This is a genomic window from Aeromonas sp. ASNIH2, assembly GCF_002934795.1.
GTDB classification, from domain to species: Bacteria; Pseudomonadota; Gammaproteobacteria; order Enterobacterales; family Aeromonadaceae; genus Aeromonas; species Aeromonas caviae.
Map to the genome: position 1 here is coordinate 580,433 of NZ_CP026406.1, position 23,943 is coordinate 604,375.

18 protein-coding genes and 2 pseudogenes are annotated in these 23,943 nt (G+C 52.2%); 1 reads left to right on the forward strand and 19 read right to left on the reverse strand.

Annotated elements, in window-relative coordinates:
- Positions 1–165: 165 nt before the first annotated feature.
- The gene (gene astE, locus C3F36_RS02680) at positions 166–1,185 is read right to left on the reverse strand and encodes a succinylglutamate desuccinylase (RefSeq protein ID WP_104454406.1); all 1,020 of its coding nucleotides are present in this window, start codon (positions 1,183–1,185) and stop codon (positions 166–168) included.
- A 269-nt stretch (positions 1,186–1,454) separates the two neighbouring features.
- Positions 1,455–1,664 (reverse strand): DUF1127 domain-containing protein, encoded by a 210-nt coding sequence (locus C3F36_RS02685; RefSeq protein ID WP_010675316.1) that lies wholly within the window; start codon positions 1,662–1,664, stop codon positions 1,455–1,457.
- Positions 1,665–2,194: 530 nt separating this feature from the next.
- On the opposite strand from C3F36_RS02685, the gene C3F36_RS02690 reads away from it, so the two are divergent.
- Positions 2,195–3,088 carry a DNA replication terminus site-binding protein gene (locus C3F36_RS02690; protein ID WP_104454407.1) on the forward strand — a complete coding sequence of 298 codons (894 nt, stop codon included), beginning with the start codon at positions 2,195–2,197 and terminating at the stop codon, positions 3,086–3,088.
- Between the two features lie 81 nt (positions 3,089–3,169).
- On the opposite strand, the gene C3F36_RS02695 is transcribed toward C3F36_RS02690, so the two are convergent.
- The 17 genes and pseudogenes from C3F36_RS02695 to rfbA all read right to left on the reverse strand — a co-directional run bounded on the left by C3F36_RS02695 (position 3,170) and on the right by rfbA (position 23,864).
- On the reverse strand, positions 3,170–7,006 hold the full coding sequence (locus C3F36_RS02695) for a DEAD/DEAH box helicase (protein ID WP_104454408.1): 3,837 nt from the start codon (positions 7,004–7,006) through the stop codon (positions 3,170–3,172).
- 218 nt (positions 7,007–7,224) lie between these two features.
- Positions 7,225–7,878, reverse strand: a complete 654-nt coding sequence (locus C3F36_RS02700) for a YceH family protein (protein ID WP_104454409.1) — start codon at positions 7,876–7,878, stop codon at positions 7,225–7,227.
- A 136-nt stretch (positions 7,879–8,014) separates the two neighbouring features.
- Positions 8,015–8,464: a glycine zipper 2TM domain-containing protein gene (locus tag C3F36_RS02705; protein WP_052447009.1), complete on the reverse strand. Its 450-nt coding sequence runs from the start codon at positions 8,462–8,464 to the stop codon at positions 8,015–8,017.
- Between the two features lie 172 nt (positions 8,465–8,636).
- Positions 8,637–10,343 carry a PglL family O-oligosaccharyltransferase gene (locus tag C3F36_RS02710; protein WP_104454410.1) on the reverse strand — a complete coding sequence of 569 codons (1,707 nt, stop codon included), beginning with the start codon at positions 10,341–10,343 and terminating at the stop codon, positions 8,637–8,639.
- Between the two features lie 91 nt (positions 10,344–10,434).
- The gene (locus C3F36_RS02715) at positions 10,435–11,511 is read right to left on the reverse strand and encodes an LPS O-antigen chain length determinant protein WzzB (RefSeq protein ID WP_104454411.1); all 1,077 of its coding nucleotides are present in this window, start codon (positions 11,509–11,511) and stop codon (positions 10,435–10,437) included.
- A 125-nt stretch (positions 11,512–11,636) separates the two neighbouring features.
- Positions 11,637–12,689: a UDP-N-acetylglucosamine--undecaprenyl-phosphate N-acetylglucosaminephosphotransferase gene (wecA, locus tag C3F36_RS02720; protein WP_104454412.1), complete on the reverse strand. Its 1,053-nt coding sequence runs from the start codon at positions 12,687–12,689 to the stop codon at positions 11,637–11,639.
- 143 nt (positions 12,690–12,832) lie between these two features.
- Positions 12,833–13,735 carry a glycosyltransferase gene (locus C3F36_RS02725; RefSeq protein WP_199769653.1) on the reverse strand — a complete coding sequence of 301 codons (903 nt, stop codon included), beginning with the start codon at positions 13,733–13,735 and terminating at the stop codon, positions 12,833–12,835.
- A gap of 386 nt (positions 13,736–14,121) precedes the next feature.
- Positions 14,122–15,063, reverse strand: a complete 942-nt coding sequence (locus tag C3F36_RS02735) for a glycosyltransferase family 2 protein (protein WP_158656066.1) — start codon at positions 15,061–15,063, stop codon at positions 14,122–14,124.
- 19 nt (positions 15,064–15,082) lie between these two features.
- Positions 15,083–16,390, reverse strand: a complete 1,308-nt coding sequence (locus tag C3F36_RS23195; protein WP_158656067.1) for an O-antigen polymerase — start codon at positions 16,388–16,390, stop codon at positions 15,083–15,085.
- Positions 16,391–16,673: 283 nt separating this feature from the next.
- Positions 16,674–17,796: pseudogene (locus C3F36_RS02740) on the reverse strand (ISAs1 family transposase).
- A 327-nt stretch (positions 17,797–18,123) separates the two neighbouring features.
- Positions 18,124–19,008, reverse strand: coding sequence for a glycosyltransferase (locus tag C3F36_RS02745; RefSeq protein WP_104454415.1), 885 nt, complete (start codon positions 19,006–19,008; stop codon positions 18,124–18,126).
- 113 nt (positions 19,009–19,121) lie between these two features.
- The gene (locus C3F36_RS02750; RefSeq protein WP_104454416.1) at positions 19,122–20,372 is read right to left on the reverse strand and encodes an O-antigen translocase; all 1,251 of its coding nucleotides are present in this window, start codon (positions 20,370–20,372) and stop codon (positions 19,122–19,124) included.
- Positions 20,369–21,471 (reverse strand): annotated as a pseudogene (locus tag C3F36_RS02755) (DegT/DnrJ/EryC1/StrS family aminotransferase). The gene C3F36_RS02750 and the pseudogene C3F36_RS02755 overlap by 4 nt, the downstream one beginning before the upstream one ends.
- Before the next feature lies 1 nt (position 21,472).
- Complete coding sequence (locus tag C3F36_RS02760) at positions 21,473–21,937, reverse strand: acyltransferase (protein ID WP_104454417.1); 465 nt, start codon at positions 21,935–21,937, stop codon at positions 21,473–21,475.
- A gap of 7 nt (positions 21,938–21,944) precedes the next feature.
- Positions 21,945–22,343: a sugar 3,4-ketoisomerase gene (locus C3F36_RS02765; protein WP_104454418.1), complete on the reverse strand. Its 399-nt coding sequence runs from the start codon at positions 22,341–22,343 to the stop codon at positions 21,945–21,947.
- A 1-nt stretch (position 22,344) separates the two neighbouring features.
- A complete protein-coding gene (rfbC, locus tag C3F36_RS02770) occupies positions 22,345–22,890 on the reverse strand; it encodes a dTDP-4-dehydrorhamnose 3,5-epimerase (RefSeq protein ID WP_104454419.1) in 546 nt (181 codons plus the stop codon).
- A gap of 98 nt (positions 22,891–22,988) precedes the next feature.
- On the reverse strand, positions 22,989–23,864 hold the full coding sequence (rfbA, locus tag C3F36_RS02775; protein ID WP_104454420.1) for a glucose-1-phosphate thymidylyltransferase RfbA: 876 nt from the start codon (positions 23,862–23,864) through the stop codon (positions 22,989–22,991).
- Positions 23,865–23,943: the final 79 nt, after the last annotated feature.

Sequence of the window (23,943 nt, forward strand, 5' to 3'; positions counted from 1 at the left end):
AAACTTCTTTTATTTTCGAAGGTAATCGGAACTTTCGGCGAGCAGAAACAAAGAAGGGAGCCTGTTCAGGCTCCCTGTCATATCGAGTTCGGGATCACGCCCATCACCGTCATGCTGCTTGCCACCGCCCGTGGCGCAGGTTCAGCATGAGAAAAAGGCGTCAATTCACTCCCACAAACGGGTGGGTACTACCAGCAGCATGGTGCGCTGTCCGATGGCCACGTTGGCGTTGGGGAAGACCACCGCCTCCCGCGCTTTCTCTACCCTGTATTGCCGATCCCCATCTTCTGCCAGCACAAAACCCTGGGGAAATTCGGTGAAATTGTCCACATCGCTGGCAAACAGGAAGCGGAACTGCTCCGACTGCTTGTTGATCACCCGATCTATGGCAAAAAGGGTGAAGTCATCGGCTCGCCATGGCTCGAGGGCCACCTCATCCCGGGTCACCAGCTCCTGCAATGTCTGGCGCACCTCGATGAAGCGAGTCATGTCGTTTTCACCGAAAGGCCGCACCTTGCCCAGCTCCACCGTAAAGGCATGGGCGCCGTGCTGGTGCGAGCTGTAATAGCTGAAGGTGGTAGTCGGGCCGCTCGAGAGCAGTATGGTGCGCACGCCGCAGGCACCGAGGAAACGTACCTGCTCCTTGCAGTGGGGGCGTTCGTGGGGGAAGGGATAGACGGCAAACTTCTCGTGGCGCGAGCCGCGAATGGCGGTATGGAGATCGTAGTGGTAACGGGGCCTGCCCGAGTCGGCAAAGAAGCGGCTCACATACTGCTCCAGACGCATGGCGCGGATGCGCTCCCGGTTGCACAGCCCCTCCCCCTTGCTGTGGGCGCCCGAGAAGAGGCGGTTCATGTTCTCTTCCACCTCCCTCACCCCCTGGTTCATGGCGGCGGGGTTGCCAAAGAGGAAGAGCACCCGGTGACGAACCTTGAGCTCCTCTGCGAGCAACCGGGTCAGCAACTGGTTGCAGATCTCGATAGGGGCGGTCTCGTTGCCGTGGATGCCGCAGGAGAGGACGATGTCCTTGTGCCCGGGTTGCCCCGCCTCGGAAGCGGGTTCCAGGCAGATCACGCCGGTATCCCACACGCTCACCCGGGTACCGTCGGTCAGATTGAAGGCGAAAGGCTCGAGCTGCCACTCATGGCGGCGCGTCAGGGCCAAAAAGTCATGCTGGGGAATCATCCGTCTCACCCTTTAGTCTGGAATGCCATGGCCGGATTATACGCAAGGCAACCGGGCTTAAAATCAGTTTTTAAACAAATTCAAACAGTAAGGATACAAAAGTGGCGAGAATGAGTGACAACTCATGCAACAGGGTCAAGCGGGGGGAAACACGGGAGAGGGAAATCAGTGAACGGGTATCGGCAGGTGAAGGCAGCATGCCTTCGGCAGACTGGTGGGCATCATGCCCCTGGTATCAGCAGAAAAACAAGGCATCCATGCCCGGCTGATCAACCACGCCAGAACGGCTTGGTGGTCTCTTGATAGCGGTCGGCTTCGTTCAGACCGATGTCCTTGAGCAGGTAGGCGGGTAGCTCGGAGAGCTGGCGACGGCTGCGGCTGCGTTCCAGCCAGGTCAGGACGGTCATCTTGACGCGAGCAACCAGATTCGATTCGCTGGAATGCTGGTAACCGGCTTCGGTATAAGTCATGTTGGCCATGATATGGCACCTCTCTCTAGTTCTGCGCAAGGCTCGGATTTGATGCGCAAAGCTTAGTCAGGGCGGGGAGGTGCCTCAATTGACGAATTTTGATACATGACATTAGTAAAAGTAATGGTTGATATCGCCAGAGCAATAAACATAACCATATGATTTTAAAATGAAATAATGCTGAAACTTTCCCCCTGGCAGCCTGGCAGCATTTTCTCCTGCGCCACCCACTTCTAACTATGCACTTTCCCACGCTAGCTATGCACGGCACGACGACGAGTCAGCAGGGTGCAAACTCTCGGCCACCAGGTTTTGTTAACAAATAGATCGCAACAAGATCGTTATTTAACAAAAGGATACGAACAGGCAACCTGAACCGGATGCCCCCATGTCACCCCCATCGTCAGGGTGGCACCGGACACTTGGCACCCTGCCATCATACTGGTATGGTTATTTATACAGTGGTTTATCATGCTGCCTCCCCACGTTGTCCCAATATCATGCTGAACAAGGGAGCGGCATACACACAGGAGCTGCCGATGGACACCTTTACCCCCACCGCCGCCCTGCGTCAACAGATGGCCCTGCTGGAGGCGTCGCTGGCACGCCTTGCCCGGCAACTGGGCCAGCTCGACCTGCTGGAGGCTCATGTCTATCCCCTCCCGGCCGTGGCCCAGGGGGAAGAGCATGAGCCCATCGAGGCCATCGAGGTGGGCTATCTCTCGGGCGAGGCGGCCCTGGCCGCCACCCTCGCCGCCTTTCAGGACCACAGCGCCCGCCCCGGCTGCTCCACCAAGGCGACCCACCGTCTGCCCGGCTGGCTGCGCTTTACTGCCGCCAGCGCCAGGGAGCTGGCCCCCGTCATCGAGGAGATCAACGCGCACAAGCTCGCCTTCAAGGCCATGGTGCAGGCGGCGGGCGGGCGGGACGAGAAGTTCGAGCTGGTGCACGGTGCCCTGCCCGGTGTCATCACCCTGCAGGTCTATCGCAAGCTGACCTGGCTTCAGGGGGATCTGCATTCGCTGGGCTTCACCTGGGCCGACAAGCAGAGCATCAGCCGCCTCAGCCGGGAGCAGGTACTGGAGATGCTGGAGCGCAGCCGCCGATATGTACCGGCGCTCTTTGACAACGAAGAGTGGAGCAAGATGGTGGATCAGGAGGTATACGACATTCGCCGCCTGCCGGCGGATGCCGCCCTGCGGATCCGCAGGCCGGTCAAGACCCACCCCATGATCAACCTGCTCTGGCAGGACCGGGAGCCCCGCAAGCAGCAGATCAAGGCGAGCCTTCCCCTGCTGCTCTGCTCCGATACCCAGCCGGCCGTCACCCATCTGGGCCACTACCCGCCCAAGCTCCGCCAGGCACGCCGGGATCGCAAGATTGGCGGTGACCCCATCATAGAGCGGCTGCACCTCTACCTCTATCAGGGGTAGTGCAGGCTCGGCACCGCCACAAACGACAAGGGGAGCATCACAAATGCTCCCCTTGTCACATCGAGCGACAGCCCATCGCCGTCAGCTCATCAGCAGTGCCCGCAGGCTCTCCACATCCAGCCCCTTCACCTCAGACTGGCCGCTCAGGAGGCCGTCGGCCAGTGCCCGCTTCTCGTCGTGCAGCGCCACTATCTTCTCCTCCACCGTCTGCTCGCACACCAGACGATAGACGGTCACCGGCTGGGTCTGGCCCATGCGGTGCGCCCGATCGCTCGCCTGATCCTCCACCGCCGGGTTCCACCAGGGATCGAGGTGCAGCACGGTGTCGGCCTGGGTCAGATTGAGGCCCGTCCCCCCCGCCTTGAGGCTGATGAGGAAGAGCGGCACCGCTTCGTGACGAAAACGCAGGATGGACTCCTGACGGAACTTGGCCGAGCAGCCCCCATCCAGATAGCAGTAGTCCCACTGCCGCTGTTCGATACGGCTGCGCAGCAGGCTCAGCAGATCGACAAACTGGCTGAACACCAGCACCCGGTGGCCGCCGTCGATGGCTTCGTCCAGCAGCGCCATCGCCTCGTCCAGCTTGCTGCTGGTCTGGGACCACTCCGGCATCACCAGCTGGGGGGAGCAGCAGAGTCGGCGCAGCCGGGTCAGGCCGCTCAGCACATGCATCAGGGCACGGCCATCGGCACTTTGCACCTGCTGCACCACCTCGCGCCGGGTCGCCTCGTAGAGCTGACGCTCCTCGGGGGAGAGGCTGATGTGATGGATGATCTCGGTCTTGTCCGGCAGCTCCGTCAGCACCTGTTGCTTGAGGCGGCGCAGGATGAAGGGGCTGATCACCGCCCGCAGCATCGCCATGTGCTGGGGATCCTTGACCGCCTTGCCAAAGCGGCGCTTGAACTCCCCGAGGCTCCCGAGCAGGCCGGGATTGATGAAGCTGAACAGGCTCCACAGCTCCCCCAAATGGTTCTCGATGGGGGTGCCGGAGAGGGCGAGGCGAAAATCCCCGTCGAGCTGGAACAGCAGCTTGGCGCGCTGGGTACCGGCATTCTTGATCTGCTGTGCCTCGTCCAGCACCATGCTCGACCAGCGGCGGGACTTGAGCGCCTGGGAAAGACTGCCGAGCATGCCGTAGTTGACCAGGACGATCTGTCCGGCCCTGGCCCCCTGGATCAGGGTCTCCCGCTCGGCGGGATGGTCGAACACCACCACCTCGAGCTCGGGGGCAAAGCGGGCCACCTCCTCCTGCCAGTTGGTGACCACTGACTTGGGCACCACCACCAGCGCCGGGCCCAGGTGCTGACGCATGCGCAGCACAATGAGGGCCTGCAAGGTCTTGCCCAGGCCCATGTCATCGGCCAGACAGGCGCCGAAGCCGTGATGGGCCAGGGTCGCCATCCAGCGTACCCCCTCCTTCTGATAGTCCCGCAGCGCCGTCAGCAGCTCGGGGGGACAGCTCACCTCCTGCTGCCACTCCTGCTGGAGATTCTGCCAGGCGGCATCCCCCTCGGTGGTGATGACGGAGAGCAGGCGGGCCAGCGGATAGGCCAGCTTGTTGTTGATGCGCTGCTCGTTGTCCAGCATGGCGCCGAGCACGGTGAGGCGATCCACCAGCTTGTCGCTCAACATCAGGCTGGTCTTCTCATCGAGCTGCACCGTGCGCTGGCCCGGGGTCAGCTGGCGCAGGATGAGGCGAAGATCGAGGATCTGGTGCTCGTCCAGCGAGAGCGCGCCCTCCACCTGGAACCAGTCCTGACGCCGCTCGATGCGCAGGCTCAGAGCCGCCTCATCAAGGCTCTTGAGGCGGGCGCTGTCCTGGTGCCAGTGCACTACCACACCGGCGTCCACCAGCTCGGGCAGGGCGTTGACCAGGGTGAGCGCCTGCTCCCCGTCCAGCTTCCACTCGTTGCCGGGCAGGCCGATGGGCAACTGGTTGCGAAGGCGTTGGGCATCGTCCTTCTCGGCAGCCAGATCCCGCTGCCAGTAGTGATACTCCCGGATACCCTGGCGCACGATGGCCTCCCCCTTGCCCAGAGGCAAGGGAGGCAGGTCCCCCTCCCGGGTCACCAGCTGAACCACGAGCTGCCCCTCCTGCCAGTCGAGCAGGACGGAGGGAACGCCGGGCCAGGGGGCCAGCTCGGCGTTGCCTCTGAGCCCCGCCACCTGGCTGTGCCAGGGGAGATCGGGGATCGCATCCAGCGTGCGTTGCAGCTCCTCGAGCCCGGCCGGCGGCAATGCCGGAATGGCCTCCAGGGCCGGTAATCTGTCCAGCAGCGCCTGCGGTGTCAGAATAAGCTGCCACAAATCCTGAGCCAGGGGGACGATGTGCGCACCGCGGGCGGCGGGAGCAGGATGTAGTCTGGCGCTCATGCCCTCCCCGCTCTGTACCAGTTGCAGCAGGGGGGCGCTGACGGCCAGTTGCAGCTTCTGCCCCTTGGCATTGAAGAGGCGAGGATGGTTTGCCAGGGGCACCCAGGCATCCCGGGGCAGCTTGCCCATGTTGCGCGGCAGGGTGCGCACCAGTGCCCAGTCAGCTTCGTCCAGCAGGCTGGCGTACTGGGTGGAAAGCAGGGCCGGATCGACCCTTCGCCCGGCGGTCCACTCCCCCTTGGTGCTCTGCTTCTGGATCTTGCACTCAAGCTCAGGCCCCTCCGCGTGGAGCAGCCAGACCAGCCGCTCCCGAGGCTTGCGCACCCCACTCGAGCGTCCCAATCCCTGCAGCCAGTTGAGCCAGCTTGCCGAGGCGGGGGCCTTGCCTTCCCCCTCGGTGGCATCCTCTTCCTCTCCTTGAGCAGGACGCAACGCGCGCAGGGGCCAATGGGCGGCCTCCCGGCCCAGCAGGAGTCGCAGCAGATCCTGGCAGAAGGCCATCAGTCGATGCCGGGGCTCGGCGTCCAGCACGTGGGAGAGGTCCCACTTGTGCAAGATGGTCACCTGGGGGCTCTGCTCGCCGTGGCGCGCCAGGGCGCAGAGATCGAGCCAGAGGTAACCCCAGTGGAGCTCCTCCAGCGGCAGTTGCAGGGTATCGAACAGGCCGACCGCCTGGCCGTGGCGATCTCCGGCCCACTGCCCCAGCAGATCGGCCAGCAGGGGGGAGTGATGGCCCAGACTGCGCTGCCACTTCTTGCGCTGCTCGCTCCCCTGCACCGGATCTGCCTGTTGCAACCAGCCGAGCCAGAGCAGGGCGCTGAACATCCGGGGCCAGGGCGACGCCTCTTGCCCCTGCCACTGGCCAAGCGCCCCCAGCAGCCGCTCGGCCAGGGGTTGCTCATCCCCCTGCTGCGCCAGTTGTTGCAGTGCAGGCCAGTGAGTGGTTACCTCGCCGCCAAAGGAACCGCAGAGCCACTCCCATTCTCGGGCGCGAGCCTGGATCTGGCCAGAGAGCGCCGGGGAGCAGGAGGCGACCAGCGTAGCCAGCGGCCAGCCCTCGTCAGGCTCTGCGTCAAGCAGGGCCTGCAAGGCGAAGTGCTCGAGCAGCAGGGCCTGCCAGGCGGGGCTGGAGCCTGCCAGCAGGCGGGGAGCATCGGGGAGATCCAGGAGGCTCAGGAGTTCGGCACTCTGGTAATAGGCCGGGATCTGCCCCGCGTCTCCCAGACAGAGCTCGCGCACCACCTCCTGTGCCCGCTCCAGGCCCGTGACCGAGGGGATGCGGGACCACTGCGGCATGGGGCACTCCCCCGCACGCACCGCCAGGATCAGGGTCAGGGTTCCCTCTGCCGTCAGACTCCACTGCTGCTCCGTTCGTTGACGGACAAGCCCCCACTGCTGCAACTGATCGAGGGTGTCGAGCAGCGCACGCCCGGGTGCGCCCGGGGCATAGAGGGTGTCTTGCAGGTAACGAGTGCTGGCGGCGCGCTGCAATTGCAGCTCGCACAGCAGGGCATGGCAATCTGAAGAGAGGGTGAAGGCTGACATCAGAACTCACGGGCAAGTGCAAAGGCGGAATTTTAACGGGAAAGCGGCGGCGGCTCGACCCTTAAGCGCGAAATAGTGCAAAAAAGCTGGCGCCTTTGATGGGTACGCGAGCGACAGGGCTGACAGGGCACTCGCCCCTGCCACCGGGCAACGGGCCGCAGGAGGGGCGCGGTCATCAAAAAAGGCGCCGCAGCGCCTTCTGGAAACAGGTTGTTGGCTCAGCCTTCCAGCCGGGCCAGACGGGCTTCCAGCCCCTGCAACTGCCCCTTGAGGTGCTCGACCTCTTCTTCGAGCGCCGCCAGTCTGTCTGCCGCCGGTGACACAAGGTTGCCAGCGGGCGCCGCGTCGGCCAGCGCCTGCAGATCCACCTCGCCACTGAACAGGTGGGCGTAGCGGGACTCCCGCTTGCCCGGCTCCCGGGGCAGCTTGACCACATAGGGCCCCCGCTCGACGAGGCCGGCCAGCACGGCATCCACCTCGGTCACGTCGTCGAAACTGCACAGGCGATTGGTGCGCGAGCGCAGTTCACCCGGGGTCTGCGGGCCGCGCAGCAAGAGTTCGCAGACAATGCCGAGCTCCTGGGCCGTGAACTTGAGCTCGCCAAATTCGGTGTTACAGAAGCGGTGCTGATAGCGCGGCACCCGGGCGTTGAAACCGGCGGTATTGACCACCAGGCGGCGGCGGATCAGCTCGTCGATCACGGCGCGGATGTCCAGCTCGGCGAGCTCCAGCACGGGCTCGCGGTTACTCTTCTGGTTGCAGGCGTTGACCAGCGCATTGAGCGAGAGAGGGTACTGATCCGGCGTGCAGATCTCTTTCTCTATCAGGCAGCCGATCACGCGCGCCTCTAATGGGCCTAGTACTATCTCCATGTCATACTCCCTTGCCAAACAAGACGTTAAGACGGTTATCTTAGCCAAGACGCTCCCGCCGTCCAGCACTCAAGCCCGTTTTTGCGAGCCGATGCCCCCCTTGGTGCAACCTTGTACAGCTCCTGCCCCGACGTGGCTATACAGACTTGTCGACCCGGGTGTCCGCTCCCGTGGTCAGGATGCGCACCCTGTCCCCCTTGGCGAAGGTGAGTGCGGGATCCTGCTCCTGCACGACGTTGAGCAGTTTGCCCGCCTCCGTCTTGATCAGCAGCTCGACCGTCTGCCGGCCCTGCCCGCTCTGCTGGTTACCCTGGCGGCGGCGGGAGACTTCGGCCCCCGCGACGGCCCCCACTGTGGTGGCGACGGTCTGGCCGGAGCCACCGCCAAATTGGCTGCCGACGGCGGCTCCCAGCGCGGCCGCCCCTATGGTGCGAAGGGGCCGGGTAGTTCCCTGCCGGGGCGCCTCCTGGGTGAGGAGGCGGCTCTCCTGTACCGTGCCGTATTCCACCTGGGCGCTGGTGCCCGCGACAGCGGGCGAACCCGTCAGGGCGAGCAGGCTGATGACGATGAATGCACTCTTCTTCACGATGTCGACTCCGGTGACAACCAAGACCCGATGACGCCGACCCCGCCTTGGGCCACGCCATCCCCCCGGGGAGACTACACCACCAAAGCTGACTGCCAGCTTGCCCGGGGTGGAAATGATCACGGCCGCGAGGCGGCCGTGATGGAAAGACACCGAGGGCTGTCACTCCGGACTATGAAGAGGGCTTGCGCTCCAGGGTCGCGGCAACGGATCTCGCCGCCGAGCCGGTGAGCAAGGGCTCACCCGGATAAAGCACCAGGGCCTCGGCCCGCAGGCGATCGGCCTCCTCATGCCTCCCCAGGGCATTGAGGGCGATCACCATGTTGGCGTAAATATTGGCCCTGGGGGTATGGCGCACGAACCCCTGCCCCCAGTCGAGATAGGCCTCCAGCTCTCCCTTGTTGTTGCTCTGCAGGCCCACCATCAGCCGCACCGCGTTCACGTCAAACTCCACCCGGGTCAGCCAGGCCATGGGATTGACGATGTCGAGCAGAAGCGCCGGCTGCTTGTAACCGCCGCGCTCGTACTGGGTCACCACCCAGGCGGTGTGGATGGCCGTCAGCATAAAGGGCACCACGATGAGGGGAATGGCGATGGCCGCGAAACGCAGCAGCAGCCAGGGGCGGTAGGTATACTCCCGCCAGCTGGCCTCGGCCCCCTCCTCCACCTCTGCATCCAGCACATGGACGAGCAGCAGCAAGGCCCACCAGTGGGCGATGGAGTGATAAAACGGGTACTCGGTCTGGGTATGCAGCAGGATGGGCGTCACCAGCGCCAGCAGGGCCGGGCCCCTGACCCAGCCAGTCCGGCTCACCCGCCACAGCAGGGCGCCCCCCATCAGCACCATGCCGAGCATGGGGGCCAGCCCCCCCTCCACCGCCCAGTAGAGAAACTCGTTGTGGGGGTGATCCAGGTTGTATTCGATCTGCACCATGGCGGGGTTCAGCGCCTTGTCGGCCATGTAGTGCTGAAGAAAAACGGACTCGAAGCTGCCGTAGCCCCAGCCGGTCCAGGGTGCCTCGGCGATGAGCCTGGCAGCATAGGGCCAGTAGACCGAGCGCATGCCGCCGGACTGGTACATCTCTAGCCCCCGCTTTGCCCCCGCCATCCCGTACTGGGAGGCCAGCCCGAGCGCCACACCCAGGGCCACCAGACCCAGCACCCGGCCCAGCAACCGCTCGCGGTGCAACCGGGGCACGAGCAGCAGCAAGGCCAGCACCCCGCCGAGTTGCCCCACCCTGGATTGCACCACCACCAGCAGCAGGGACGTTGCCAGGATCACCCCATAGCGCAGCCCCCTGAGCCAGGGGTGCCCATGGCCCCGCAGCTCCAGCCAGATGGCCAGCGACAAGCCGGTCGCCATGAAGCTCGCCATCACGTTGGGTTGCTGGAAGATGCCGTAGGGGCGGTTGACCTTGGTGTCATAGCCCAGCCAGTTGCCCGGCACCAGCAGGTAGTACTGCACCAGGCCGAGCAGCGCCTCTATGGCGACGGCACCCAGCAGCAGATAGAGCAGCCGGTCGCGCGCGCCGCGATCCAGCCGCCACTGGTAGAGGCTGGCGAGGAACAGCAGGCCGGCAAACAGCCCCAGCAGCCGGGGAATGGCGTAATCCTTGAGCGCGAAGCCGGGATAGGCCATGGGCAGCAACAGCAGCAAGCCGCCAAGCCACAGGACCGTCAGCAGCGGCGAAACCATCAGCCGCTGGTTGAGGGTGACCTGCCACAGCCCCAGGGCCATCACCAGGCTCGCGAAGATCCAGCCCCAGGCGTTGAACGGCAGATAGAGCCCGGCCCCGCCAGGGTTGTGCATAAAGAAATGCATGCCCAGCAGCCAGTACAGCACGCTGATCAACCCAAAGGCCCTTGCTGTTGACGTCATCTTCCCTGACCTCCATGCATTCATGTTCATAACACTACCCCCCAAGCAACAAAAAGGGGGCCGAGCCCCCCTTTGATGCACTTGGCAACGATTATGCCTGTTCTGGCTCGGGCTTGCGAAACGCATGGCGCACCAGCACTATGCCCACCCCCAGCATGCCGCCGAGCAGGGTGGCCAGCACCACGACCAAGGGGCGCTTGGGCTTGTCACGGCTCTGGGGTTCGTCGGGTGCGTCCAGATAGGAAAATGGACGAAAATCAATCCCCTCCAGAGAGATGCGCTTCAAGCGATCCATCTGTGCCTGCAACTTCTGCAACTCGGGTTGATAGACTGACAAATCAAGGGACTTCAGCAAGGCCAGCTTTTCTTCCAGTCCCTTGGACCCGAGCAAGATGGAGAAACGTTCCTGACTGCTAGTCCGTTCCAACGGCGTACTCACACCCGCAGCCTTGGCCACGCGGTTGGCAAGCGCGACCTCGGAGATCTCCTGCTGCAGTGCACGCTTGGCCTCTTCCTGCATCACGGTGTAGCGTGTATTCATCTCTCCCAGTTGCAAATCACGCTGTGCACCTAGGCGCTCGATCAATTTCTGCTGTTGCAACTTGACGATGTAACCGACATATCCTTCCAGCATCGCCAGCGACGTTTCAGCGGCAGGAGCCGCAAAGGTAATTGCAATCCCTGGCTCTTCTCCCTTCTTATCTACAGGTTTGGCCGTCGCCAGATTGGCCCAGTCACGCAGCCAACGTCTCTGAGCCTTGGCATCCAAAGCTGATTCCTCTATCTGCTCAGCAAACAGCGGGCTGTCTTTCAGGTAATCCCGACGGTTTTCATAAGCGTTGAACTCCTGTACAAATTCCTGATAGAGACTTTTCCCGTCTGGAAAACCTGTGAGCCCCAGTGCAGAGGCTTGTACCGATATTTTATTCATCGGTAGCAAATCTTCCGGCTTGGGCTCCGCGATCACCGCCTTGGCAGACCAGACCTGTGGCGCCAGCAGCGCATAGGCCACCCCAGCCACGGCAAACAGCGCCGTGAACAGCAGGATCACCGCCTTCTGACGCCATAGCACCAGCACCAACTCGCGCAGATCGATTTCATCAGAAGTAGCCTGCCAGCCTTTTGGCAAATGAGCATCAGCTTGTGGAGTTATCTCTTTATTGGTCATAACGGCAGTCGTTTCCTAAGCAGTTCAGAGAAGTCATAAAAGGCGCCTGGCGGTCTTTGTCAGACAAGATCGGGGGCGTATCTTCCATAAGAGGCCAGGCAATATCCTATGCAGACCGGCCCAATTTAATTAGGGTCATTGGCAATCTTGGGCTTTACCCAGGCGAGAATACGCCAGATATTGTTAAGCAACTGGTAATAGAGGACAAACACCAGAGCAAATAACAACAAGCTGATCCACTCTGGCACGGCACCATATTCGAGGGCAATACCCGCAACGGCCAGCAGGGTCGCAACACCACAAATCACCACCAAGGCTTGATGGGATGAAAGCCCCGCCCGCAGGCAGATATGATGTAGATGCTCGCGATCGGGCTTAAAAGGGGAGACTCCCTTACGGATGCGCCGCACCATGATACAAGTCATATCCATCAGCGGAATGGCAATTAACCAGAGTGCGGTGACCGGGTTCATCTGTGCTTTTGGCCCTTGAGTACCCTGCAACAATACCCAGATTACGGTAAAACCGATCAGCATGCTGCCCGCATCCCCCATAAAGACCTTCTTGTGAACACCAAAAGGGAAGCCCAGATTCAGGCAGATATAGGGCACCACCACGATCATCATCAGCAGACAGAAGCGAGCCAGTGGTAGTTGCCCATCGGCATAATGGATATATGCGAGTGCACCAAAGGTCACCATGGTGAGCCCACCCAATAAACCATCTATACCATCCACCATATTAAAGGCGTTAATAGCACCAAGTACGGCAAGAATGGTGACAATGTAGCCGAGCGGCCCCAAGTTTATCTCATAACTGAAAAAAATATGACCAAGGCTTTTTAACGAGAGCCCTGCGGCAAAAATCATCGCACAAGAGATAAGAATTTGTACAATCAATCTGAGACGATAATCAACATCATATTTGTCATCAATGGCGCCCATCATGACTAAAACAGAAGCACAAAGCACGTACACTTCAGAATTAGCCAGTAATTCAGGCTTATACCATAAGGCTAACATCAGCGTCAGATATATCGAAATCCCCCCGACCAGAGGAACCAACCCCTGATGCAATTTACGTTCATTAGGCCGGTCTACTAAATTTATTCTTTGCGCTAACTTTCTTGCAAAAAACAATAAGATAAAGGACGCAACAAAAAATAATATAAACTCCACAATTCGACTCCAGAAGACAATTAAATAGAATCTATAAAATATCAAGTAAACATTACTCTTCTGCCCTATACACACTCTTTAATAACCTGCCATGGCTCTGTGAAGCAATGGCTAAGTAAGGCAGCTAAATAAGGCGCATAAAATCAAAAAATATTGAATAATAAAACAACAGCCAATGCTAGCTTATCTCGCGCCCTACGCCTTAATCTATTAATGTTGACTAAGAGATATAGATTACCAACATAGCCATTCATCAATCCATTTTTTACAATCGGAGTATTTTCTAGCCCTAATAGGGTGGCAATACTGACAATTTGATTTCTATACCACTTATCTTTAATCAATCGCAATCTTTTTTTTGCCGCAGCGAAATTATTATTAGTTCCTACCTGATTATTCTGATGCTGGCGATATTGCATGCCAGAATTCGGATCGATATACCAACGATAATCATTGTTCCTGGCAAACGCGTACATTAACCAATCATGTAAAGCCACATTGTTTGCTATTACTTCATGATGTCTTCTTAACCATTCTTGAAAAACAAGACCGAACTCTCGCTTGAAGACATAAGTACACCCCGGCCCCGCAGCTTCAAATAAATAATCCCAACGCTGTTGTGGTTGCGCCTTATCAATAAGAACTTCGCGGCCATCCTCCCAAAATGCAGTGACATTTGAAGAATAACAATCGTATTGTTGTAATTTTTCAATAGCATTAGATAGCTTATCATGATGCCAGATATCATCCTGATCACTGAAGGCAATGTAATCAAAGCTTGAAAAATCACAATCTTTTATTAAACGATAGAAATTATTCCCCGCACCACCAAAAGACTCACCATATGGCAGCACCTTAACATTAGAGTTCAAATCAGCATATTTTTTACAAAGTTCTAATGTATCGTCGGTACTCCTATCAACGCTAATAACAACACATACATCAACATCGCGCTGATTAAATATTGAATCCATCTGCTCTGATAACCATTGCTGTCCATTATAAGCGGCGACTAAAACTAATATCTTTCCACTGTTCACAATCATGAGCCTTAATTAAAACGTTGGAGTGTTTTAGGAAAAGTGCGAATAAGCTGACCACACCTTCATCATGGCGTTGCTAACCAAATCTGTCTGAAGCTGGATAGCCACCCGCCAACTCATTAGGCTGAACAGGTCGCTCAACATCCAAAATATGATCCAGTGACCGAACGTCACACTTCTGTCAATAGGGGCGGTTAACGGTTCCAAGTATTCAAGTAAGCTGATAGCGTTCATGATGATAACCGTATTGATAGAAGAACGTCTATCAGATCAGAATCTTGTCGCTATTATAAGCATTTCGAAAAAATGGCATAGAAGAAATAGAGTTCTCATGAATTTATCTTGTTTCATTAAATATTAAACGAAAAATCCCCTACCGGCAGAATATGTTACCCAAGAATTATAAATAACCGTGTTAGTGCGTCACGTAATTTATCAGACTTATACGGGGGTTTATCACAGGCAGCGCAAATACGCTGAATAATATTCTTTTGATTAAAGTTTTTAAAGAATGTTATTCTTTCAAACTCATTGCAATTTAGCTTTTCTATTTCATATTGAGATAGCTTGCTATAAAAAAATTCAAGTTGATATATTGCTCTATGAAAGTTTGCCCACGATTTTTTTATTTTTTTATAAAAATCACTAAAATTACTTTCAATAGTCGCGCCAACCGCATTATTTTCATGCTGACGATACTGAACCAGCGGTTCATTAATCACTAACACATTTTCATGAATAGAGGCGAACATTAAAGCCCACCAATCATGCATCACGATTTTTTCGTCATCAAGAGGATATATTCGCTCTATACATTTTCTATTTAATAACATAGCACATCCTGGCGCAACATTTTGAAAGAAAAGATTCGATACTTTACATCCCCAATCAAAAGAAACTTTTTCATTTTCGAAAAAATTACGGCCTAATAAATTCAAGTGCTTATCAACAAGTGTTAGGTTGGAATAGACAACACCGGGATGATTGACATCAAGAAACTTTGATTTTTCATAAAACTTTAATATTTTATCCTTGCACCAAACATCGTCTTGATCAGAAAACATGACAAACTGTGCAGTTGAAATACTCAAGCCATGAGAAAAATTTCCAACAGGACCTTTATTAAAGGTATTTGTTACAACCTCAATTTTTGAGTCATTAAACTCGTGGACAATTTTAACTGTATCATCAACGGAGCTATCATCACTGACAATGATTCTGTTAATCAATTCATTGTAGCCATCACAATTTCGAATTGAATCAAGTTGCTCTTTTATAAAAAGAGCACCATTATAAGTAGCCAACACAATATCTATATAATACTTAGACATCAACGATCCCTCAGAAAATTCATTTATCTTCACACCCATTAGAGACTGCCTGAACACTCGTGCTAAACCTTAAAAGAAGCATAGCAAGATAGATAAAAACAAATGTAATAATAGAAGAATACACAATTGACAGCAACAACAAAACATCAGTGTATACATATGTTATATTTATAAAAACTCCAATGAATATTAATGAACCAAATAGTCCTGAAGTTTTTATCAAGATATAAGCATTGTTTCTAATATAGAAAAATATAAATCCAAACATTAATGAAAGCGCATATTTTATGTGCAGCGATACAAGAGAGAGTACAACAGGCAATTGACCATTAGGGCCAAAACTAACTAAATTTTCACCTGTAACGGCAGACACCAGTTGCGAACCAAGCGGGTACTGTTGCTCTATTATTTTAAGCATAGATAGTAGTGGAGATAACAAATAAGCAAACAAGTTTATAGATTCTATCTTTTTCTCTAAATCATATTCATACCAGAAGAAAAATGTGTCTCCAAACGCTATCATTCTTATCATAAGTAATTTTAATATTTGATCGATTCCACCTTGGTTTGAAACAATGGAAAAAACCACGCCAACAAATAGACACGCGCCGACCATAAATATATAAGATAATTTTCTAATGCGTTTTGCATTTCTATTATTTATGTCAAAACTTCCGATGAGTGCAAACACAAATACCACAGGCAACAAGGCAGACTTTGCCCCAGTAGATAACGTGACTAGTATAGAAAAGCATGTGACTGTAATTAATATTATTTTTCTAAAAAAATTATTTTTCAAATAAACCAAACAATAAACAGAAAAAAAGATACAAAATAATGGTGTGACAAAATGAATATATCTTACAAACCCAAAACCACCTTCATAATATTCTGATTTAGCTCTGTCGGGGTTTTCAGAGAGAATAGGAATACCTTTTATTAACCATAAAGCTAGCGTTGAAAAAAACAATATAATAGATATTGTATAAAACACTTGAAAATCAAATTTTCTTGTGTTTTCTAGCATTGCGTCATGTATTTTTCGAACATTCATTTTTTTAAAGAAGAATGAAGGTAAGAAAAAGCATACATTAAATATTGACAAATCAATGAAGTATGAATATCTACTATTGATTTCACTGACCATCAAAACCGTAGCCCAAGAAAAACCATTAAAAAAAATAAAAATCAGCAAAGGATCAAAAATACTATAAATGTGTTTTTTAACAAAAAAAAGCTGAACTAAAAAAAATACAAATGCAAAAAATAAATAAAGTAACATTTGTTTTTCTATAATTAATAGCGCAAACTCAACAAGCAGCCCCACTCTATATCCCCTAGAATAGTGATTATCTATCGTAGAATATTGCCATCATTGAAAATGAAACGACGTCGGCGTACATTAAATTATGTCATTCCAACTTTAAGCGTCCTAGTTTTAGGTGTTCAAATAGAATATTTAATGCAAACTCAATTTGTTCTCTAAATCGCTCATTGCAATCTGGTCGTGATTGACATAATTACGGAAAAATTGCAGCGCTTCATCGGTAATATATTCATTAAATAGCTTTCGGTAGGCACTCAGCCCAGGGCATCCGCATGAATGCTCGTTAATTAGCCATCGAAGCAAATCCAGCCAATAAAACTCGCTCTAAAAATGCCGGATTCATCATGCAGCGTTTCTGTTTCATCGGCATGCTTATCTTCGTTTCTTCCGCTCGTAGCATGTTGAGAACCATATGCCGCAGACCCGCTAGATTTTCCGCCGCATTGTCACGGTAAATCTGGCACGCATCTTCGCGAAGGCTTACATCCAAAATCCAGTGCATCGATTCAATGCCCCAATGCGCTCGCACTGCGTCACCAGCCTCACTTGAGGTTAATTCCTTCGAGCAAATGTAATAGCGCTGTTCCAGGCTAATGGACTTTCCTTTTTCTGCCCGGAAGTACTCCACCATGACGATGCTTTTGAGCCCAGACCAACCCGAAAAATCCCCTATTAATTCATTGGCATCCAGTACATGGCTCGTGCGTAACTCCACTCGACCACGCTGTAATTTGAGCGGCTCATGAGCTTCAAGCGCCGCTTGCCGCTGAGGTGCAAATGCGGCCTTTATCGCATCAGACAGTTTGCCCTGGTTGCCTTTCACTGCCAGCAAATAGTCAGCCCCTTGCTCTAAAATCGTTTGGGCAATGTTGGTTTGACAGGCCATCGCATCAATGGTCACCAGCGCTCCACGCAACTCGAGCATCTTTATTAATGCAGGGATCGCGGTGATCTCGTTGCTTTTGGCATCGGTTTTAAGCTGGCCGAGCACCAGTTGGTTGGCACTAGCGTATGCACTTAATCATGTGGATTGTGCTACCGCGCTCACTACGATTGTAAGAGCCTCGTAGTGTCTTGCCATCAATGGCCACCACCTCGCCTTGTGTTAACTTGTGTACCGACCGCATCCAATTGAGGAAGCACTCCTGAAATGCCGCTGGCTTAATGCTTGAAATCAAGCGGGCAAAGGTGTCATCCACTGGCACGCCATTTTCAAACAGCTTGTGTTTCAGAAACCATTCGTGATGCCCCATCACATATTCACGGATGTCAGTCCAGCCGCGCCCTCCAGCCATGATGGCGCACAAACTGCCGAACAAGATATCAAATAACGGATAGTCGACTTTAGCGCTTTGCCTGTCATCGTGGATCTGGATGAAATATTCCTTGATGCTGTCGATATCCATGCTTATACCCTCAAAAAGAGAGCATAAGATCACACCACGAGTTTCGGGTCAACAACGGGAGCATTTTGAACAAAAAACGTTCATGATCTTGCCTTGGCACTCAGCCCTCCCGCTAGCGATTAGCCTAAGCTAAGATAAGTAGATGCACAATTAAACAACAGGGAAAGATTACGAGAATCCCTTGCCCTTACACAGTAAGGACTACAAATAGTTAGTCAACTTTCAATATGCCTTTATGGGTTTACATTTAACTCCCGCTTCATGCTCTTGCCTTTATTGTTTGTTCCGATAAAAATATATTATAGGCTCCGTATAGATATAGTATCCTCATAAGCTTACTCTACAAAAATCAAATAACCTAATAAAGAATATAATAAAAACTGCATCCGGATACTTATAAGCATTTAAAATTTTATCTCTTCTACTCATCATTCTTGAATAAGTAAAAAACCTCAATTCCCATAAAGAAAACTCGTTGAGTTCCAATGTGATATTCTTATAAAAATATGACAAGTCGTTTTGCAGTATAGGATTAGGTCCTTTTGATGTGGACACTCCACCGAGACCATAACGAATAAAAACAGACTCCATAAAATGGATATTTATCCCTAACGAAAGTGCTTTAACATAAAAAGGATAATCCTCTAAAAGACGATATCTTTCATCAAAAAAGCCTAGCTGTTCTAAAACAGATCTACTATACGCAGTTGAAGCACCGGAAATAAAATTACCATGCAGAACCAAAGACTTTAATAAAGAAATTCGGTTGGAAAATAAAGGGATTTTTCTTTTTTCTGGCAAGAGAGGCTGTTCAACACCATCAAGAACAGGCTGTCTAAAACCTGTAATTATATTGGCGCTTGTTTTCACAAATTCTTTGACAATATTATCAATCACATTTTCATCATAAAACTCATCATCCGCAGAAAGAAAAACAATAATATCACCATTTGATTGTTTAATTACATTATTAACGGAGGCAACAGTGCCAACATTCATTTCATTTAAAATTAACTTTGTATTTATTTTCAACTTTGATATTAGTTTGCTCACATATTCCTGATTGAAGTTTTCGGTTCCATCATCCACGATGAAATACTCAACCTCATATTCTTTACTGACAATCTGCCTTGCTACTGATGCTATCGCTTTGTCCAAAAGATGCCAATTTTTGTATGTTGTTGTTATCAACGTCACCCTATTTACTATCATAAAAACGTCACCAAAACCAAATAGTTTGTATTATACAGGGTATTGTTGTACTTCAGAGCTAAATCTATCACACACTAAGCACACAATGTACAGCTTAATTATTATTAACTAAATTAACGAACGAACTTTTTCAAACTCAAGAAAACACTTAAAAAATATATGATATAATTCACCAAATAAGAAATTGTTACACCTTTTATCCCTGCGTAATTAACCATTAAATAGGTTAGCATAACGAATGAAAAGGAAAATATCACTTCAGTCCCAATAAACCACCTCGTTGCACCACGGGATAACATCGGATAAGCATACAACCAACTGGCAATTTTAATCACGTCACCACAGAGTTGAACGGCAAAGAGATCGCGGGCGGCATTAAATTCTTTGGTAAATAGCAGCCAGATAGCGACATCACGCAGCAGATAGACACCCAATGCCAAGATGGCAACGATAGGCAATACAATGCGAGCCGTTTTATGAATTTCACTGACAATGGCATCAACGCCCACCAATGATGAGAGACGCGGTAAATAGTAGGTTCCCAGTGCCATGGTGATGACACCAAGGTAAACCTCGGATATTTTCCATACCGCCTGCCACTGGCCAGCAGCTTCCCACCCGACTTGGTCGATCAAAATATTTCTGACCAAGATAAGTGATGTTGGAACTGTCAATGCAGTGGTAATAGCCATCAGCATATAGCCACCGATCGCTTTTCTAGCCTCTTTATCGGTTGTGCCCCACCAATACCGCAATTTAAACCAGGGTTGACGAAGATTAATCATCAACATTATCACGCCAATTAAGGCAGCCTGTACCGCCGTCGCCAGTAAGGCACCTTTAATATTGGCCTGAACAATCATGATCAACATCACAGCACTAGAAATCAGGACTGACAGCATCCCTAGCCCAACGTAACGACGATACTGTTGTTGACCATTGATCACCGAATTACAGAGTGTACCTATGGCAGCAAACGGTAATACTGCCACGGTGACCATCACAATCCAAGCCAGGGTTTTATCTTGAAATAGCCAAGTCGCTATGTGCTCGGCTAGTAATAATCCCGTCGGGATAGTGATTGCCGAAATAATCAGTACCCATTGCAGCGATGCTCGCCACCAAGGGGCGCAAGCCTCAAATCCCTCACCTTGTTTTTCTGCCGTATAGCGAACAATGCCGCTGCCCACTGGCGCATTAACAATGCCATTGAGGCTGGTCACCATACTCTGGACTTGGCCCAACATTGCCATGCCAGTGGGGCCGGTATACACGGCCACCACCTTGGCAATTACAAAGCCCATTACCATCCTGAGCAGCGTCAGCAGCCCTGTCATGGCTGTGACTTTGAGTAAACGCTTCATGCCTTAAAGCCATTTACCGCATTAATAACGGCCTCTACCGCGTCATCACTCATGGTGGGATCCATGGGGAGCGAGAGTACCTGTCTATGAATCTGCTCGGTCACGGGCAGTTGGCAATCCCAAAACTGCGGGTAAGCCTGCTGCTTGTGAGGGGGATGGGGTAATGGATCAGGGTCTGGATCCCTTGCTCAGTCAGCCATTGCTGTAATTGCTCGCGAACGTCGCTGAGCACTACAAACAGATGCCAGACATGGGCCTTTTCTGTTGCTACCTGAGGCAATATGACCGATGGATTTTTCATCCCCGCACGATAACGCCGGGCAATCTCCTGGCGGCGAGCGGTTTCCCTCTCCAGATAAGGCAATTTAACCCGCATCATTGCAGCTTGGATTTCATCCAAACGGCTATTCATCCCCTGATAGAGATTTTCATACTTTTTATGAGAGCCGTAATTACGCAGCGCCTTCAGCGTTTGAGCTAATTCGTCATCGTTGGTAGTGACAGCTCCTGCATCACCAAGCGCCCCTAAGTTCTTGCCAGGATAAAAACTAAAACCGGCTGCATCGCCCCAATTACCAGCACGTTTTCCATCGATTTCTGCCCCGTGTGCCTGAGCACAATCTTCAAGTACCAGCAGATCATGCTCTTTGGCAATTGCCATCAGTTCAGGCATGGGGGAAAGCTGGCCATAGAGATGCACCGGCAGAATTGCTTTCGTATTGGAGGTAATAGCAGCGCGAACCAACTCGGGATCGAGGTTATAGGTGTCAGGATTGGGCTCAACCAGTACAGGTACCAGATCGTTTTCGCTAATAGCCAATACCGAAGCAATATAGGTGTTGGCCTGCACGATGACTTCATCACCTGCTTTCAGTTTGCCAAGCTCTTTCCAGGCTCGCAGCACCAGAATAAGAGCATCCAGACCATTAGCAACACCGATGGCATGTTTAGTACCACAATAAGCCGCAAACTCAGTTTCAAACTGAGTCAGCTCGTTGCCCATAATATACCAACCAGAGTCGATAACACGGGCACAAGCTTCTTTCAGGTCTTGCTGATATTGGGCGTTGACAGATTTCAAACTCAAAAATTCGACCATTTTAGTTCTCTATATAGCGAATGACTTTAGCTGGATTGCCAACGACTACGGCATAATCAGGAACATCTTTTGTTACTACAGAACCCGCTCCGACCATGGCATAGGAGCCAACTGTAATGCCAGGCAATAAAGTGGCATTTGCCCCTATCGATGCATTTTTCTTTATATGAATGCGAGAAAATTGTTCAGGATACACTTTCGAACGTGGCATTTTATCATTGGTGAAGGTCACACAAGGGCCGATAAATACATCATTCTCTATCGTTGTGCCGTCCCAAATATAAACACCCGATTTGATAGTAACCCTATCACCAATCGTCACATCATTCTCAATCAGAGTATGTGCACATATATTGCATTCGGCGCCTATTTTTGCATTTTTCAATATGACAGAAAACTGCCATACTCGTGTACCTTCGCCGACCTTATCTGATTGAACGTCACTGAGGGGATGGATATTATACATACGCTCACTACTTGTCGACTAAGGAAATAAAGTTATCATAACTTCTAATGTAGTCATTCTCATCATATAATTGATCAGCTAACACCATCAGCACACAATCATCGGAAAAATCGTGCATCTCCCGCCACATAAAGGACTCAATCAGCAGGCCTTGAGCCGGGTTATCGAGTAATACTTCTACTCGCTCTTTCCCATCATCTAATACGAAACGGCAAGATCCACGAACGGCAATAGCGACTTGTTTTAATGCTTTGTGGGCATGAAAACCACGGCTAACACCATCTTTAGTATTGAACAGGTAATAGACCCGTTTAACCGGGAAAGGGATATTTTTACCTTCTTCCAACGCGATTAAAGAGCCTCGTTCATCGCCATGGGCTTGGAGCGGTATTAATTTAATTTTCATTTTAAAAAGTCTGCTCGCATTGTAAAAAAGGCTGAGCGTTCTGATCTTTTTCAGACAAAAGCACACCTTCAATAGGCCATTTAATATTTAACTCAGGATCATTCCACATAATCGAACCTTCACTTTCGCGATGATAATAATTAGTGGTCTTATATAAAAACTCCGCGGTTTCACTTAAGGTAACAAACCCATGGGCAAACCCTTCCGGGATCCAGAGTTGGCGCTTATTTTCGGCTGACAGATGCACACCCACCCATTGCCCAAAGGTGGGGGAGCTTTTGCGAATATCGACAGCGACGTCAAATACTTCTCCAGCGACACAACGAACCAGCTTGCCTTGGGCATGGGGGGGTAACTGATAATGAAGCCCACGCAGCACACCCTTGCTGGATTTGGAGTGATTGTCTTGAACAAAGGTAACAGAGCGGCCAATGGCTTCTTCAAATTGCTGTTGATTAAAGCTTTCAAAGAAAAAACCGCGTTCATCGCCAAAGACCTTGGGCTCGATGATTTTTACGTCGGGAATTTTAGTGTCGATGATGTTCATTAATGTCTCGGGATTAGGGATTAGGGATTAGGGATTCGGAAATGGGGAGTTGGGAGCCGTCAGTGACGAATCCCTATTCCCAATTCACTACTCCCCGTTCACTTTCCGACCATCTTCAGCAGATATTGCCCATACGCATTTTTAGCGAGGGGGGTCGCCAGCTCACGAACCTGTTCAGCGCTGATAAATCCCTGGCGGTACGCAATCTCTTCCGGACAGGCTACTTTCAATCCTTGGCGAGTCTCGATAGTCTGAATGAAGTTGCTCGCTTCAATCATGCTTTCATGGGTTCCAGTATCCAACCAGGCATAGCCACGGCCCATCATGGCCACCGACAGATTACCCTGCTCGAGGTAGATGCGATTCACATCGGTAATTTCCAGCTCACCACGCAGCGACGGCTTCAGGCTCTTGGCAATCTCGACCACGCTGTTGTCATAGAAGTAGAGCCCTGTCACCGCATAGTTGCTCTTGGGCTCCACCGGCTTCTCTTCCAATGAAATGGCCGTTCCCTGTTTATCAAATTCCACCACCCCATAGCGCTCAGGGTCATGCACGTGATAGGCAAACACGGTGGCGCCACTGGATTTGGCCGCCGCACCTTCCAGCTGCTTCTGCAAGTCGTGGCCGTAGAAGATGTTGTCACCCAGCACTAGGGCGCAGGGGTCAGAACCAATGAACTCTTCACCCAGAATAAAGGCCTGCGCCAGCCCATCCGGGCTCGGCTGTACCTTGTACTGCAGATTCAGGCCCCACTGGCTGCCATCGCCCAGCAACTGCTCGAAGCGAGGGGTATCTTGCGGGGTGCTGATAATCAAAATATCGCGGATCCCCGCCAACATCAGGGTGCTCAGCGGGTAGTAGATCATCGGCTTGTCATAGATAGGCAGCAGCTGCTTGCTCACCGCCATGGTGACTGGATAGAGACGGGTGCCAGAGCCACCGGCCAGAATAATCCCTTTACGTTTGGTCATGATGCTTGTTTCTTATGTTTAAATTGCAAAAGAGAAGGGTGGCTTGCGGCCACACTTTTTAAACTTTATCACTTGGCCA